The sequence below is a fragment of the Cupriavidus sp. FW306-1B-F12B genome (assembly GCF_058781795.1).
The window spans coordinates 138,785-154,043 of record NZ_JBYSXC010000014.1; the positions used below are offsets into that span (position 1 = coordinate 138,785).

General features: G+C 68.9%; 17 protein-coding genes. 9 read left to right on the forward strand and 8 right to left on the reverse strand.

What is annotated here, in order from left to right:
• Window positions 1-65: 65 nt before the first annotated feature.
• Window positions 66-1,157, reverse strand: a complete 1,092-nt coding sequence (gene psrA, locus AC3WLE_RS22500; protein ID WP_492356445.1) for an iron-containing alcohol dehydrogenase PsrA — start codon at window positions 1,155-1,157, stop codon at window positions 66-68.
• A gap of 244 nt (window positions 1,158-1,401) precedes the next feature.
• On the opposite strand from psrA, the gene AC3WLE_RS22505 reads away from it, so the two are divergent.
• Window positions 1,402-2,268, forward strand: coding sequence for a LysR substrate-binding domain-containing protein (locus AC3WLE_RS22505; RefSeq protein ID WP_492356446.1), 867 nt, complete (start codon window positions 1,402-1,404; stop codon window positions 2,266-2,268).
• A gap of 161 nt (window positions 2,269-2,429) precedes the next feature.
• On the opposite strand, the gene AC3WLE_RS22510 is transcribed toward AC3WLE_RS22505, so the two are convergent.
• Together AC3WLE_RS22510 and AC3WLE_RS22515 are read right to left on the reverse strand one after the other, a co-directional pair.
• Window positions 2,430-3,266, reverse strand: a complete 837-nt coding sequence (locus tag AC3WLE_RS22510; protein ID WP_492356447.1) for a DUF2182 domain-containing protein — start codon at window positions 3,264-3,266, stop codon at window positions 2,430-2,432.
• 8 nt (window positions 3,267-3,274) lie between these two features.
• Complete coding sequence (locus AC3WLE_RS22515; RefSeq protein ID WP_492356448.1) at window positions 3,275-4,051, reverse strand: DUF899 domain-containing protein; 777 nt, start codon at window positions 4,049-4,051, stop codon at window positions 3,275-3,277.
• A gap of 98 nt (window positions 4,052-4,149) precedes the next feature.
• Between AC3WLE_RS22515 and AC3WLE_RS22520 the strand changes: the two genes are divergently transcribed.
• From AC3WLE_RS22520 to AC3WLE_RS22545, 6 genes are all read left to right on the forward strand, one after another.
• Window positions 4,150-5,370, forward strand: coding sequence for a helix-turn-helix domain-containing protein (locus tag AC3WLE_RS22520; RefSeq protein ID WP_492350964.1), 1,221 nt, complete (start codon window positions 4,150-4,152; stop codon window positions 5,368-5,370).
• Window positions 5,371-5,404: 34 nt separating this feature from the next.
• Window positions 5,405-6,073 carry a Vgb family protein gene (locus AC3WLE_RS22525; protein WP_492356449.1) on the forward strand — a complete coding sequence of 223 codons (669 nt, stop codon included), beginning with the start codon at window positions 5,405-5,407 and terminating at the stop codon, window positions 6,071-6,073.
• A 108-nt stretch (window positions 6,074-6,181) separates the two neighbouring features.
• A complete protein-coding gene (locus AC3WLE_RS22530) occupies window positions 6,182-6,376 on the forward strand; it encodes a lipoprotein (protein ID WP_010813486.1) in 195 nt (64 codons plus the stop codon).
• Window positions 6,377-6,497: 121 nt separating this feature from the next.
• Window positions 6,498-7,031, forward strand: coding sequence for a hypothetical protein (locus AC3WLE_RS22535; RefSeq protein WP_492319117.1), 534 nt, complete (start codon window positions 6,498-6,500; stop codon window positions 7,029-7,031).
• 76 nt (window positions 7,032-7,107) lie between these two features.
• A complete protein-coding gene (serA, locus tag AC3WLE_RS22540; protein WP_492319116.1) occupies window positions 7,108-8,358 on the forward strand; it encodes a phosphoglycerate dehydrogenase in 1,251 nt (416 codons plus the stop codon).
• 175 nt (window positions 8,359-8,533) lie between these two features.
• Window positions 8,534-8,881, forward strand: coding sequence for a hypothetical protein (locus AC3WLE_RS22545; RefSeq protein ID WP_492319115.1), 348 nt, complete (start codon window positions 8,534-8,536; stop codon window positions 8,879-8,881).
• Here the strand turns inward: AC3WLE_RS22545 and AC3WLE_RS22550 are convergent.
• Window positions 8,872-9,153 (reverse strand): tripartite tricarboxylate transporter substrate-binding protein, encoded by a 282-nt coding sequence (locus tag AC3WLE_RS22550; protein WP_492319114.1) that lies wholly within the window; start codon window positions 9,151-9,153, stop codon window positions 8,872-8,874. The two genes, AC3WLE_RS22545 and AC3WLE_RS22550, sit on opposite strands and share 10 nt — an antisense overlap.
• A gap of 54 nt (window positions 9,154-9,207) precedes the next feature.
• On the opposite strand from AC3WLE_RS22550, the gene ccmI reads away from it, so the two are divergent.
• Entirely contained in the window at window positions 9,208-10,356 is a 1,149-nt protein-coding gene (ccmI, locus tag AC3WLE_RS22555; RefSeq protein ID WP_492356459.1) for a c-type cytochrome biogenesis protein CcmI, read from the forward strand.
• A 4-nt stretch (window positions 10,357-10,360) separates the two neighbouring features.
• Here ccmI and AC3WLE_RS22560 read toward each other — a convergent pair whose 3' ends face one another.
• Both AC3WLE_RS22560 and kbl read right to left on the reverse strand, forming a co-directional pair.
• Complete coding sequence (locus AC3WLE_RS22560; RefSeq protein ID WP_492319112.1) at window positions 10,361-11,317, reverse strand: L-threonine 3-dehydrogenase; 957 nt, start codon at window positions 11,315-11,317, stop codon at window positions 10,361-10,363.
• Window positions 11,317-12,516, reverse strand: a complete 1,200-nt coding sequence (gene kbl / locus AC3WLE_RS22565; RefSeq protein ID WP_492319111.1) for a glycine C-acetyltransferase — start codon at window positions 12,514-12,516, stop codon at window positions 11,317-11,319. The genes AC3WLE_RS22560 and kbl overlap by 1 nt, the downstream gene beginning before the upstream one ends.
• A 104-nt stretch (window positions 12,517-12,620) precedes the next feature.
• On the opposite strand from kbl, the gene AC3WLE_RS22570 reads away from it, so the two are divergent.
• Entirely contained in the window at window positions 12,621-13,217 is a 597-nt protein-coding gene (locus AC3WLE_RS22570) for a helix-turn-helix domain-containing protein (protein ID WP_010813494.1), read from the forward strand.
• A 35-nt stretch (window positions 13,218-13,252) separates the two neighbouring features.
• Here the strand turns inward: AC3WLE_RS22570 and AC3WLE_RS22575 are convergent, their stop codons facing one another.
• Both AC3WLE_RS22575 and AC3WLE_RS22580 read right to left on the reverse strand, forming a co-directional pair.
• Window positions 13,253-14,422, reverse strand: a complete 1,170-nt coding sequence (locus AC3WLE_RS22575) for a xanthine dehydrogenase family Fe-S subunit (RefSeq protein ID WP_492356450.1) — start codon at window positions 14,420-14,422, stop codon at window positions 13,253-13,255.
• 9 nt (window positions 14,423-14,431) lie between these two features.
• Window positions 14,432-15,259 (reverse strand): FAD binding domain-containing protein, encoded by an 828-nt coding sequence (locus tag AC3WLE_RS22580; RefSeq protein ID WP_492350983.1) that lies wholly within the window; start codon window positions 15,257-15,259, stop codon window positions 14,432-14,434.

The window sequence follows — 15,259 nt, forward strand, 5'->3', positions numbered from 1 at the left end:
GTATTGTCGGCCCGTATTGCGGGCTCGTGTTGGCCGGCTGCACCCGTCGGCCGGGGGTCGTGCCACTAGGCCGGCACAGCGCCGATGAAGTTCTTGCCCCGGGCGCCGTCCAGCGCACGCGCGATCATGGCGCCGGCCTCGTCGTCGGAGACGCCGTAGTCGGCAAACTCGGTCTTCACGCCCAGGTCCTGCAGGAAGGCGCGCAGCCGCTGCTGCCCGTCGCCCAGCACCGGCCCGAACAGCCGCTGCAGCGTGCGGTCGCGGTCGGGCCGGCGTGCCCACGCCTTTTCAAGCACCATCGGCAGCGTGAACGAGCACGCGATGCCGTGCGGCAGGCCATGGCGCAGCGTCATTTCGTAGGAGATGGAGTGCGCAAGTGCCGTCTTGGTATTGGAGAACGCCATTCCGGCCTTGAGGGCGGCCAGCGCCATGCGCTCACGCAGGCAAATGTCGTCCAGGTTGCGCACCAGTTCCGGCAAGGTGTCGAAGATGTCCTCCACCGCCGAAATCGCGAAGGTGTCGGAAATCGGGTTGGCGTTGACGTTCCAGATCGATTCCAGCGCGTGGGACAGGGCATCGAGCCCGGTGGAGATCGTGGTGCCCCGCGGCACCGACATCATCAGCTCCGCATCCACGATGGCCGCTTCGGGCCAGGTTGCCTGCAGGTGAAGCGAGTACTTCTTCTGGTTCGCGGCGTCCCAGATGGTGGCCCAGGGCGTCACTTCGCTGCCGGTTCCGGCAGTCGTCGGCACCGCGATCAGCGGCTTGACCTGCGCCGGCGTGAACGCCTTGCCGGTCGCCAGCAGGCTGATCAGCGAATCGAACCGGCCCGACCTGGTCCCTACCATCAACGCCTTGGCGGTATCGATCGCGCTGCCGCCACCGACCGCAACGATGGCGTCGCAGGCGTCGGCGTCTTCCCAGAAGCGGTTGTACAGGCCGGACAACTGGGCGACATCCGGGTTCGGCTGCACGTCTTCGATCAGCCCGGCAAGGTCTGCGCCCAGCAGGGCTTCAAGCCGCGCCACCAGCCCCAGCGCACGCGCTTCGGGAAAGGTCACGACGACGACGCGCCGGCCGTGCAGCAGGGCCGGGAGCCGGTCAAGGCTGCCAGCCCCGCAATGGATCGACACGGGGTTGTGGTAGGCATGGTTCATGGGGTCTCCTCACTTCTTTTCTGGGTAGCCTGGGCGGCAGCTTGAGCCGCGTTTCCTGGTGGCTGAAGTTTGGGAGACGCCAAACCCCCGGTCCAATCGCATCTTTGACGGCGAGGTGCGCCAAAACCGATGGATCGCCGGCACGCTGCCGGCCTCGGGGAAACCCTGTACGCAACGGCACGCGTCTGTGGGAGACTCGCCGCACACACCGCGCAGAACGGCGGCCAGCCCCCATCGAGACCCCATGTTCCACCAGTACTACAAGTCGATCCGCTGCTTCCATGCGGTCGCCCGGACGGGCGGCTTCACTGCCGCGGCGCAATACCTGCATATCGGGCAGCCGACCGTGACCGACCAGGTCAAGGCGCTGGAGACGCGCTTCGGCGTGGAGCTGTTCCTGCGCGCGGGCCGCACCGTGCGCCTGACCGACACCGGCGAGCGGCTCTACGCCATCACCCAGGGCTTGTTCGGGCAGGAAGAAGAGGCCATGCAGTTCCTGCAGAGCGCGCACAAGCTCAAGACCGGGCTGGTGCGCGTGGGCGCGGTGTCGCCGCCGATCGCGCTGGGGCTGGCGCGTAGTTTCCGTTCCACCCATGCTTCGCTGGAACTGACGGTCACCATCGGCTCGGAAGCCTCGGTGCTGCGCGGCCTGCAGGATTTCGATATCGACGTCGGCATCCTGGCCGAGCCCGATCCGGTCGATGGCCTGCATATCGCGCCGTATCGGAAAGAGCGCATCGTTGCCGTGATGCCGGCCGGCCATCCGCTGGCCGCGCGCGCTTCGATCACGGTGCAGGAGGTCGCCGGCGAAGCCGTGATCCTGCGCGAGCCGGGCTCGAAGACCCGGCTCCGGGTTGAACGCGCGTGCGCACAGCATGGCGTGGCGCTGAACTGCGTGATGGAGATCAACAGCCGCGAGGCCATCCTGCATGCAGTGGCCAATGGCATGGGCATCAGCTTCGTCACGCAGATCGAATGCATCCCGCTGCCGGGCCTGCAGGTGGTGCCGGTCGACGAGCCGCTGCTGTCGATCGATTATTCGCTGTGCTGCCTGGCGGTGCGCAAGGAGCGGCCGCTGATTGCGGCGCTGTTCGCGGTCGCGCTGGGCTAGTGTCCTGTTCCGCAGATAGCTTGTCGTCCAGTTGGTCGTCAGGCCAGGCGCGAGGAGGCGCCATAGCCGTAGCTATGGCAACGACGAGCAACGACGCATGGCGGCCAACTGGGCGATTTCATGGCAAGGTATCTGCGGAACAGGACACGAGTACCCTGCCGTCATCCGCCCCAACCTGCCTGCACGAGCGTAGCCACGCCCACGCCGACCAGGACGGCCCCGGTGAGCCGTACCGCAAGCCTGGTCACGTGCGCACCCGCCGGCTTCCATCGTTCGAGCGTCATCGCCAATGTCACCGCTGCCATCACGCGCAGGTCCATCACGCCCATGACGAGCAATGCCGCGGTCAAGCCCGCACAGCACCGGGTGCAGTGCGCGCCCAGCCGCAGGCCATGGCGCCACGCCGAGCCGGCATCCGCCGGCAGTGCGCGCGTGCGGCCCGCTGCGCTGGCGCAGCAGGCAAGCTGCCGTGCTTTCCACGCGGTGAACTGCAGCACGCCTGCTATCACCAGGACCACCGCAGCAGCGAGCGGCGCCGCGCGCGCCAGGCCCTGCGCCTGCATGGCTATCGCTGCCAGCGCAGCGCCAACCGGGAAAACGGCGAGGCCCACCATGCCCCACACGAAGAAGTAGCCGGCGCCCGCCAGTACCGTCGACATGCCCGGGCGGACCTGCCCTGCCGCCGCCAGCGCCTGGCGGTAGCGCCACAGCATCGGTGCCAGCGAGGGCAGCATCATCGGCACCATCATGGCGAACCACATGCCGAGGAAGGCCATTGCCGTGCGGATCCAGGTCTGGCCGCACATCCGCATCCACGCCATCGACATGGTCCAGCCGCCGGGCATCGGCGTCGCGCCCATTGCGGGCATGGACGCATGCCAGGCGAGTGTCGCCGCCACGCCGGCGATGAATAGCACGGCCAGGATGCCAAAGAAGGCAAGGCGCGGGCCGGCGCTGCGTGAGCGCGCCGGCCTGTGCGCGGTGAGTACGCTGGACACGGCCTGCCTCAGCCCTGCTCGTACTCGTCGTGCCGGCGCCACCAGACCCCGGCCTCGTTGCGTCCGCGCGGCGCGCGGTCCAGCCACTGGTACATGCCCCACAGGCCATCCATCCCGCGCGCATAGGTGGAATAGGTGTGGTACACAACGCCATCTTCCAGCGCGAAGGCGCTCATGCCGGGCCGGTCGCGCTGGTACGTTGCGGCATCGGTGCCGCACATGGCAGCAAACTGGGCCTCGGCCGCTGCGCCGCCGGCCTCCAGTTCAGGTCGCCAGGCGAATGCCGCCTCGCGCCGGTAGTTGTAGTCGATATCGCCCTGGCGCTGTTGCGCTTCGCTGAACCAGACGCTGAAGTCCGTGTTGAAGTCGCTGCCCTGCGACGACGCCCACGAGAAGGTCCAGCCCATGCGCCGCTGGTACGCCAGCAATTTCGCCAACGGTGCCCGCGACACCGCGGCCAGCGTGACGTCGTGATGCGCCAGGTGGACGGCAAAGCCGTCAAACCCGTCCGCAATCGCGGAGCAGGACGGGCAACCTGCCTGGTAGTCCGGGCCGAACATGAAGTGGTAGACCAGCAGTTGCGAACGTCCCTGGAACAAGTCTGCCAGCGCGGCGCTGCCCGCCGCGGTCTCGAACCGGTAGGGCTTGTCGATTCGAACCCACGGCAAGGCCTGGCGCTGCCGTGCCAGTTCATCGCTGCGTCGGGTGAGATCCTTCTCGGCCTCGAGCAGTTCGCGCCGCGCGGCCAGCCAGGCTTCACGGGTTCCGGTGCTGTGTGTGGTCATCGTGCATCCCTCCGTTGGTTGGTGTTCGTGTGCTAGATTAGGCGCCGGCTTCCAACGGTGGGAGTGACAAGTGTGGCGGGATTTCTGGCGGGATTCGGATGGACTCACGCATTGCCGCCGCGGCGCTAGCGCTCGCCGCGGGCGATCCGCTTGGCGCGCTGAACCGGGTTGCCCTGCGCGACGATCCGCCGGCGCTGGCGCTGCGCGGCATCGCCATGGCGCAGCTTGGCGACCTCATCCGCGCGCGGGCACTGTTGCGCAGCGCGGCGCGCGCCTTCGGTCCGCGCGAAGCCGTCGCGCGCGCCAGGTGCGTGGTGGCCGAAACCGAAATCGCCTTTGTCTCGCGCGACCTGGGCTGGCCCGCAAAGACGCTGGACAGCGCGCGCGCCACCCTGGAAGCGCACGGCGACTGGGTCAACGCCGCCCATGCGCGCTATCTGGAGATACGGCGGCTGCTGCTGATCGGCCGCATCGACGACGCCGAGCAGGCGCTTGCCGGGCTTGACCCCACCCCCTTCCCGCCCGCATTGCGCACAACCCATGCCCTGATCGTGGCGGGCATCGCGATGCGGCGCGTGCAGACCCGGCCGGCGCGCGCCGCGCTGGCACAGGCCGCGCACGCGGCGCAGCGCGCCGGCATCCCATCCTTGCGCGCCGAGGTAGAAAGCGCGGCCCTGGCGCTGCATAGCCCCGCGGCACGCCGCATCGCGCGCGGCGAGGAACGGCCGCTGCTGCTCGAGGAAGTCGAAGCGCTGCTGGCATCGAAAGCGCTGGTCGTCGATGCGTGCCGCTATGCCGTGCGCTGCGCTGGCACCGCGGTCTCGCTCGCCAGGCGGCCGGTGTTGTTCACGCTGGCGCGCGCGCTGGCCGAGGCCTGGCCCGCCGACGTGCCCCGGGACACGCTGATCGCGCACGCCTTCCGCACCAGGCATGCCGATGCTTCGCACCGCGCGCGGCTGCGTGTCGAGATCGGGCGGCTGCGGGCGGTGCTTGGCGCATTTGCCGGCGTCACGGCAACCGGGCGCGGCTTCGCACTGGTGCCGCAGCGCGCGCGCGAGGTAGTGGTGCTGGCGCGGCCTGTGGAAGAGAAGCACGCAGCAGTGCTCGCCTTGCTGGCCGATGGCGAGTCATGGTCCAGTTCCGCGCTCGCGCTGGCGCTGGGTGCCGGCCAGCGCTCGGTGCAACGGGCACTGGAAACGCTGGCGGCAGCGGGCAAGATCCAGTCCCTTGGCCACGGGCGCGCGCGCCGCTGGATGACGCCGCCGGTGCCGGGATTCACGACGACCTTGTTACTCCCCTCGCCGCTGCCGGTTGACTAGCATGTAGCCATCCCCAAGCCAACAGGATCACAGCATGAAACGATCACAAGCCGAAGTGCTTCGCGAGTATGGCCCCTTCCCCGGCGTCGAGAACGTCCACGGTGTCAGCTATGACGGCCAGCGGGTCTGGTTTGCCAGCGGAGACAAGCTCAATGCCCTGGACCCGGTCACCGGCAGGACACTGCGCTCGCTCGATGTCGCCGCCCATGCCGGAACGGCTTTCGACGGCCAGCACCTGTACCAGATTGCCGAGGACCGGATCCAGAAGATCGATCCGCAAAGCGGCCGCGTGCTGGCCACGATCCCCGCGCCGGGCGGCGGCGGCGACTCGGGGCTTGCCTGGGCCGAAGGCACCTTGTGGGTGGGCCAGTACCGGGAGCGGAAGATCCACCAGGTCGATCCGCAGACGGGGGCGATCCTGCGCACCATCACGTCCGACCGCTTTGTCACCGGCGTCACCTGGGTTGATGCCGAGCTCTGGCACGGCACCTGGGAAGGTGACCAGAGCGAGCTGCGGCGCATCGACCCGCAATCGGGCGCGGTGCTGGAATCGGTCACCATGCCGGCCGGTGCGGGCGTGTCGGGGCTGGAGTCCGATGGCGGCGACCAGTTCTTCTGCGGCGGCGGCAACAGCGGCAAGATCCGTGCGGTGCGCCGGCCCGGGCCAGCCGGAAAGCGCCCCGCCAGCGCCGCGGGCAAGTAGCCGGCATTCATCCTGAGCGGATCGTTTTCACTATTCCTTACAGACAAAGGCGCTGCCACCATCTATTCTCCTGTCGCAAACGGAATCCCCCACAACAAGGAGAATGCGATGAAATCCGCTCTGGCCCTTCTGGTCGCCTGCAGCGCACTGCTGGGCGGCTGCGTGGTAGCCCCTTATGACACCTACGGCAGCGGCCCCCAGGGCTGCCCGCCGGGGCAGGCAAAGAAGGGCAACTGCCGCGTCGACCCGTACGGCAACGAGTCCTTCTGCCCGCCGGGACAAGCCAAGAAAGGCCGCTGCTGAGCCAGCGCCGGCGCCGCACTGACCGGCGGCCGGCTGCCCCCCGCCCCAGCCGGTGTTGCACGGGCCGGCCTGGCGGACGGAGAATGGCCGGATGCGGGCATCTCGTCCGCAGGAGAGCGCCATGCAATCCCGCACGCCATCCCGGTGTATCGGCGAACTGTGCGTCGCCGCTGTCGTGCTCGGCTCGCTCGGGGCCTGTGCGACCTTGCAGCCGGAACAGACCGGCAAGCGAATGATCGGCAGCCCGGAAAGTGCCGTACGCAGTACATTCGGATCCCCCACCGAGACCTACCGCCTCGCCGACGGCACCAGCCGCTGGATCTGGTCGCGCCAGCCCCTTGGCCATGAGGTCTACGCCGCCGATTTCGACGCCGGCGGCAAGCTCACCAACTATCGCCAGATGCTGACCGAGACGGAGATCTACCGCGCCCAGGTCGGGACCTGGACCAAGAAGGACGTGCAGGAGCACTTTGGCCTGCCGCGCGAGCCCATCCAGTACTACGCCCTGATGAAACGTGAAGCCTGGTCCTGGCGCATGTACAAAGATGGCTTGCAGACCGCGCATTTCAGCTGCTACTTCGATGACGCCGGCGTGCTGCGCCAGACCATGATCATCGTCGACCCGCTCGGCGGCGACGCGCGCCGCTCGCGCTGAAGCGACGCCAGCGAGGCAGCCGGTGCCATTGCCGGCAGCAGGGGCTCCCCGGCCCACGGGCTTTTTTGCGCGCAGAATGGTGACGATGCGGCAAGCGCCGCCAACCCTCCATGCGGAAACGAACGTGACCACTGCGATCCTGCTCGAGAACATCCACCAGAGCGCCAATGCCCGGCTGGCTGAAGCCGGCCTGCAGGTCGAGCGCCGCACCGGCGCCCTGGCCGGTGCCGAACTGCGCCAGGTGCTGGCCAGCCACGACGTGGTCGGCATCCGCTCTGCCACCCACCTGCGCGCCGACGACATCCGCAGCGCGCCCGAGCTGCTCTCGATTGGCTGCTTCTGCATCGGGACCTCGCAGGTGGACCTGGAAGCCGCCACCACGGCCGGCATCCCGGTGTTCAACGCGCCCTTCTCCAACACCCGCTCGGTGGCCGAGCTGGTGGTGTCGGAAGCAGTGATGCTGCTGCGCCGGATTCCGGAAAAGAACGCCCTGGCACACGCCGGCAAGTGGGCCAAGGGCGCCGCCGGCGCGTTCGAGGCGCGCGGCAAGACCATTGCCATCGTCGGCTACGGCAATATCGGCTCGCAGGTAGGCGTGCTGGCCGAATCGATGGGCATGCGCGTGGTCTACTACGACGTGCTGGCGCGACTCTCGCACGGTTCCGCGCGCGCCGCGGGATCGCTGGAAGAGGCAGTGTCGCAGGCCGAAGTGGTGACCCTGCATGTGCCAGCCACACCGCGCACGCGCAATATGATCGATGCGCGCATCCTGGCCGCCTGCAAGCCGGGCGCGATCCTGATCAATGCCTCGCGCGGCAGCGTGGTGGACATTGCCGCGCTGGCCGCGGCGCTGCGCGAGAAGCGCCTGGGCGGCGCCGCCATCGACGTGTTCCCGGAGGAGCCGAAGACCAACAACGATCCCTTCGTCAGCGAACTGCAGAACCTGCCCAACGTACTGCTGACCCCGCACGTGGGCGGCAGCACCGAAGAGGCGCAGGAGAATATCGGCACCGAAGTGGCGGCCAAGCTGGCGCACTTCCTGGCCACCGGCGGCACCATCGGCGCCGTCAACTTCCCCGAGGTCGATCCCGGCCCGCTGCACGCGCCGGCGCGGCTGCTCAATGTGCACGGCAACGCGCCGGGCGCCCTGGCGGCACTGAACACGCTGCTGGCGCAGGAAGGCGTGAATATCACCGGCCAGCACCTGCAGACGCGCGGCCACACCGGCTATGTGGTCACCGACCTCGACCGCGTGCCGTCAGACCAGCTGATGCAGGCGCTGCGCACCCATGCAGGCTTTGCCCGCTCGCGGCTGATCCTGCGATAGGACAGCGGCCGTCCCCAGGCTCAATTGTCACAGAAGTGTCATAACTCTTAAGAATGTTCTGAAACCGTCGCTATGATGAATATGGCCCACGCGCGGATCCGTGGGCCTGCACTGTGCCGGTTCTCAGTGGCGCCCTGTCTCGGGGCCACGCTGACAATAAGAGAGAGGGGTAGTCATGAAAACGGTCGAACTCAGCAGGAAGGCCGCCGGCGTTGCCGGCCGGCTGGTCGCAGCGGGCGTTCTGGCAGCCGCGGGTATCGGCCCCGCTGCCGCGCATACCGGCACCCTTACGTTCCTTGGGGGAATCTCGTATCCGTCCTGCGGCTTCCGTCCGTCCGCCGGACAGTTGCAGGCGAGCTGCCAGCAGCCGTCGGGGCAGATCGTCTCGGCGCCGTTGCCGTTGTCGCCTGCCCGGATGCCCGGGCAAGCCCGCATCGGCGTGGCAAGGCTGGACGTCGAGCCCGCCCGTGCCAGGCAACGCGGCACGCCGGACGCGTACGTGGTGGTAGTGACCTACCAGTAAACGCGCGGCAGGCAGGCGCCCGCACCAGCCGGCCCTGCCTGCTCCGCCTTGGCCACCATGTCCGCGCCGATCATGCCCCCGGCGCCTGGCCGGTTGTCCAACACAACCGCCTTGCCCCATGCCTTGGCCAGGCCGTCCGCTACCATGCGCGCGACCACGTCGCCGGTCCCGCCCGCGGCGTACGGCATCACGATGCGCACCGTGCGTGCCGGGAAATCCACGCCCTGGGCACCACCCTGCGCCCGCGCGCCCAGACCAACCCAGCGCCGCACCCGCGACTCTGGCTGCTCGCCGCCGCGCTGATCGCTGCCGCCACGGCCTGCCTGCTGTGGCCGCTGCTGCGCCGCCGGGCAGTGCCAGACCCGGGCACGCCGGAACGCACCTTGCTGGTTGACCTATACCACGACCAGTTGCGCGAGCTCGACACCGACCTGCGCGGCGGCACCCTCACCGCGGCGCGCCACGCCGAAGCCCGCGACGAGCTCGGCCGCCGGCTGCTCGATGACGCCGCCGGCGCCGCCACCGGCGCGGGACGGGCAGGCACCTCGCCGCTGCTCGCCGCGCTGCTGCTCGCATTGCTTCCCAGCGCCGCCATCCTGCTCTATCTGCACCTGGGCAACCCGGTCGCGCTCTGGCGTGCCGACGACCTGCCCGAAAACACCGGCAGCCAGCACCAGTTGAGCGGCGCGCAGATAGAGGGCATGGTGAACCAGCTCGCGCAGCGCCTGCGCGAGTCGCCCGGCGACGCGCAGGGCTGGGCCATGCTGGCGCGCTCATACAGCGTGATGAAACGCCACGCCGATGCCGCCGCGGCGTACGCGCGGGCAGTCGAACTGGCGCCGGACGTGGCCGCGCTGCGCTCGGACTACGCCGATGTGCTGGCCAGCCTGAACGGCGGCTCACTAGAAGGCCCGCCCATGGCACAGGTGCGCCAGGCCCTGGCACTGGACCCGGACGACCCCAAGGCGCTGGCGCTTGCGGCCAGCGCCGCGGCCGAACGCGGCGACAAGCAGGCGGCGATCGGATATTGGGAGCACCTGTACCGGCTGCTGCCGGCGGATTCGCAGACCGCGGCGCGCATCGCCGCCAACCTCGCGGCCGCGCGCGGCACGGATGCCGCGGCGCAAACCCCGAAGATCACCGGCATGGTCACGCTCAGCGAAAAGGCCGGGCGCACGCCGCAACCGGGCGACACGCTCTTTGTCTATGCGCTGCCCGCCGACGGCTCACGCATGCCGCTGGCGGTGCTGCGCCGGCAGGCGCGCGATCTGCCGCTGTCGTTCACCCTGGACGATGTGATGGCGATGCGGCCCGACCACCGGCTGTCAGGGCAGCAACAGGTCATGCTGGAAGCGCGCATCTCCGCCAGCGGCAGCGCCTTGCCGAAAGCCGGGGACCTGGTGGGACGCACCGGACCGGTGGCAGTCGGCACCGAGGGCACCCGCATCGCCATCGACGGCACGATCGCGCCATAGCGTCTCAGGCGGGCAGCGTCGCCTTCAGGTTGGCCAGCATGTCCGCCACCATCTCCTTCAGGCCGTACTCCGCCTGCCAGCCCCAGTCCGCGCGCGCGACCGAATCGTCGATCGAATCCGGCCAGCCTTGCGCAATCGCCTGGCGATAGTCGGGTTCATAGCGGATCTGGAAGCCCGGCACCTGCTCGCGGATGGCCGCGGCGATCTGCGCGGGCGTGAAGCTCATGCCGGCGATGTTGTAGCTGCCGCGCTCGCTCAGCTTGCCGGCCGGGACTTCCATCAGTTCGATGGTGGCGCGGATCGCATCGGGCATGTACATCATTGGCAGGGCCTCGTCTTCCTTCAGGAAGCAGGTGTAGGGCTCGCCTTTCACCGCCGCATGGAAGATGTCGACCGCATAGTCGGTGGTGCCGCCGCCGGGCGGGGTCTTGTGCGAGATCAGACCGGGATAGCGCACGCTGCGCACATCCACGCCATGGTTGGCGTGATACCAGCGGCACCAGCCCTCGCCCGCCTGCTTGGAGATGCCGTAGACCGTGGTGGGCTCCATCACGGTCTTCTGCGGTGTCTGTCCGGCAGGCGTGGTCGGGCCGAAGGCCGCAATCGAGCTTGGCCAGAACACCCGCTCCAGCCCGGTCTGCCGCGCCAGCTCCAGCACATTGAGCAGGCTGGTCATATTGAGGTTCCAGGCCCACTGCGGCGCCTTTTCGCCGGTGGCGGACAGCGCGGCCGCCAGCAGGTAGACCTGGGTGATGCCGTGGCGCTCGACCACGGTGGCGAGCTCGCCGCGGTCGGTGGCGTTGAGCATCTCGTGCGTCAGGTGCACATGGCGGCCGGTGGGCACCACGTCGGAGGTGATCACGTTGGTGCGCCCGTAGCGCTCGGCCAGCGCCAATGCCAGTTCAGACCCGATCTGGCCGTTGGCGCCGACGATCAGGATCTTCGGTTTGCCGTCTTCCATCAGATCAGCCCCAGTTCACGGCCAGCCTGGCCGAAGGCATCCAGCGCCGCCTGCAGCGCGGCCTCGTCATGCAGCGCGCTCATCTGCACGCGGATGCGCGCCTGGCCCTTGGGCACCACCGGGTAGAAGAAGCCGACCACGTACACGCCCAGCTCCAGCAGGCGCTGCGCCAGTTGCTGTGCCTTGTCGGCGTCGTAGACCATGATCGGGATGATGGGGTGGTCGCCCGCCTTGACGTCGAAGCCCAGCTGGTCCAGTCCCGCGCGGAAGAACCTGGTATTGCCCTCCAGCCGGTCGCGCAGCTCGGTGCTGGCTTCCAGGATGTCGAGCACCGCGATCGACGCGCCCACGATGGCCGGCGCCACCGTATTGGAGAACAGGTAGGGCCGCGAGCGCTGGCGCAGCAGCGCCACGACTTCCTTGCGCGCGCTGGTGAAGCCGCCGGAGGCGCCGCCCAGCGCCTTGCCCAGCGTGCCGGTGATGATGTCGATCTTGCCGAATACGCCGCGCGCCTCGTGCGTGCCGCGCCCGCGCTGGCCCATGAAACCGGTGGCATGGCATTCGTCGATGCCCAGCAGCGCGCCGTACTCGTCGCAGATCGCGCGCATCTCATCGAGCCGCGCCACGGTGCCGTCCATCGAGAACACGCCGTCGGAAAACACCAGCATGTAGCGCGCGCCGTCGGCCCGCGCCTGCTCCAGCTGCACGCGCAGGTCGTCCATGTCGTTGTGCTGGTAGCGGTAGCGGCGCGCCTTGGACAGGCGGATGCCGTCGATGATCGAGGCATGGTTGAGCGCATCGCTGATGACCGCGTCTTCCGCGCCCAGCAGCGTTTCGAACAAACCGCCATTGGCATCGAAGGCCGAGCCATAGAGGATGGTGTCCTCGGTGCCGAGGAAGGCCGACAGCCGCGTCTCCAGCGTCTTGTGCAGGTCTTGCGTGCCGCAGATAAAGCGCACCGAGCTCAGCCCGAAGCCATGCGTGCGCAGCGCTTCATGCGCGGCCTCGATCACCTGCGGGTGCGACGACAAGCCAAGGTAGTTGTTGGCGCACAGGTTGATGACCTCGCGGCCGTCGGTGGTGCGCACCCGCGCACCCTGCGGCGTGGCGATCACGCGCTCGTTCTTGAACAGCCCCGCCGCGCGGATGCTTTCGAGTTCGGTACGGATGGATGCATAGAATGCCTCGGCATTCGACATGGCTTGGCTCCCGTTGGTGTGCGAGGGATGTGCTAGGATTCGATCGATAAATCGAACACGTTCTGTATATCGAACATTTTGCGCAATATAGCGAACATTAATCCATGACGCAAGCCCTCGCCCAGACCCCGCAGGCCGATGGCCCGCCCGCCGTCGGCATGGCGCTGCAGGCGCTGCGCCAGCAGCAACGGCTGTCGCTCGATGAACTGTCGCGCCGTGCCGGGGTTTCCAAGTCGATGCTGTCGCAGATCGAACGCAACCTGGCCAACCCCACCGTGGCGGTGCTGTGGCGCCTGGCCAATGCGCTCGGCGTGAACCTGACGGACTTCCTCGCCGGAGGCGCCGCTGAGCGCCCCGCCGGCGGCATCACCGTGGTCCAGCCGCACGCGATCCCGTCGCTGAAAAGCCCCGATACCCGCTGCGACCTGCGCATCCTGGGCCCGATCGACCTGGCCGGGCGCTTCGAGTGGTATGAGCTGACCATCCAGGCCGGCGGCGTGCTGGCCTCCGAGCCGCACGAGGCCGGCACCCAGGAACACCTGTCGGTGCTGAGCGGATCGATGACGGTGCGCGCGGGCGCCGATGAGAAGAAGCTGAGGCACGGCGAGACCGCGCGCTATGCGGCCGATGTCGCACATGCGATCTCCAATGGCGGCAAGACCACTGCCACCGCACTACTGGTTGTAGTGCATCCGGGCTGACGCGGGCAAGGGGCGCAGCAGCCCGGCGGGCGGGTTCAGCGGGCGCCGAACCACCGTTTGACCCGCTCCCACAGCACGCCGAAGAACATCGCCACGGGATTGAGGCGTACCGCCTGGTTGCGTTCGGCATCGCTCAGCGTCGGGTCCATCCGGCGCGCCACCGACTTGCCGAAATCCGCAATCATGCGCCGCACGAAATCGCGCACCAGCCCCGACCGCGAGAACTGCGCCAGCGGCCCCTGCAGCGAATACTGCAGGTCGACCGCGACTTCGGTCTCGTGCGCGGCAAGCGCCTTCAGCTGGTAGGCGATGTCGCCCGCGGCCTTGGAATTGCTGAGCGAGTCCTGCCCCGCCCCCTTCAGCACGCCGCGCTTGTTCGCGTCGTCGCGCTGCAGGCGCGCGGCGCCTTCGAACCTGGCGGACATCGGGCCGAACTTGATGGCGATATGGCCCTTGACCTTCTCCCCCTCCATTTCAGTCAGCACGGCGCCCGGCAGGCAGCCCGCCACGGCCGGCAGGTCGGCCATGAAGGCCCATACCGCGTCGAGCGCGTAGGGAACGGTGAAGCCGCCTTCGATGCGCGACCAGCCCTTGCGGTCGGCTGACCGTTCCGCCTCGGCGCCGGTGCCGGCGGCCAGGTGCGGCAGCGTGCCGAGCGCTTCGTCGGCAACCGCAAAACCGGTGAACGGCGCTTCGGCCGGTGCCGCGCCCGAGGCGTGCCGCGCAATCACGCCGGCTGCGGCGCGGCGTGCGTCCAGTACCGAGCGAATGGCGGCGACGATCCCCATATAGCCAGTGCAGCGGCACAGGTTGCCCGACAGCTCGTGACGGATGGTGGCGTCGTCGGCGTCGGGCAGGCGCAGCACGATGTCGCGCGCGGTCGCCAGCATGCCCGGCGTGCAGAAGCCGCACTGCAGCGCGTGGTGCTGGTTGAAGGCCGCGCGCAGGTCGGCCATCACGGCATCGTCCTGATAGCCTTCGACGGTGACGATGTCGGCGCCCTGGCAGGCAGCCGCGAAGGTGATGCACGAGCGCACCGGCTTATCGTCGAGCAGCACGGTGCAGGCGCCGCACACGCCGTGCTCGCAGCCGAGGTGGGTGCCGGTCAGCCGGTGCGTGTCGCGCAGGAAGTCGCCCAGGTGCGTCCGGTCCGCGCACGCGCCGGAAACCCGGCGGCCGTTGACATTGAATTCGATGGTCTGCACGGGCGCTCCTCAGTTCAGCATTTGCGTGACGCAGCGCATCACGACGGTACGGTAAAGCTTGCGGTCGATGGCGTCCTTGCCGGGCGCGGCCTGCGCCACCGCTTCGTCCACGGCACCTGCGGTGAGCGCCGCGGCGCCTTGCGCGGCGACCGCGCGCGTGAGGCCGCGCAGCACCACCGGCGGCCCGTCCAGCGCGCCGAGCACGATGCGTGCGAAGCGGCGGCTGGCATCGAAGTACGCGGCGCAGCTGGCTTCGGCAAACTCGCCGGTCTTGCGGCACAGCTTCTGGTAGCCCCAGCGGCTGTGCGCCGTGGCATGCGGCACGCGCACGGCGGCGATCAGCTCGCCATCGGCCAGCACCGTGGTGTAGGCGCCGATCATGAAGGCTTCCATGGGCACCTCGCGCGTGCCGGTGCCGGACGCGATCTCGATGCGCGCACCCAGCGCGGTCATCGCCACTACCCAGTCCGCGGCCGGGTCCGCATGGGCCAGGCTGCCGCCCACGGTGCCGCGGTTGCGGATCGCACGATAGGCAATGCCGCCCGCCACGGCCTGCAGCATGGTGCCGCGCAGCGGCGCGAACACGCCGTCCTCGATCTGCGCATGGGTCACGCAGGCGCCGATGCGGATGCCATCGGGGGTGGATGCGACTTGCCGCAGTTCGGCCAGCCCCGACACATCGACCACCGTGTCGGGACGGGTCAGCCGCAGGTTCAGCATCGGGCCGAGCGACTGGCCTCCGCCCATGGTCTTGGCCACGTCGGTGCCCGCGCCAAGGCGGGCCAGCGCGTCCGGCAGCGAGCCGGGCGCATGATAGGAAAAAGCGACGGCTTTCAT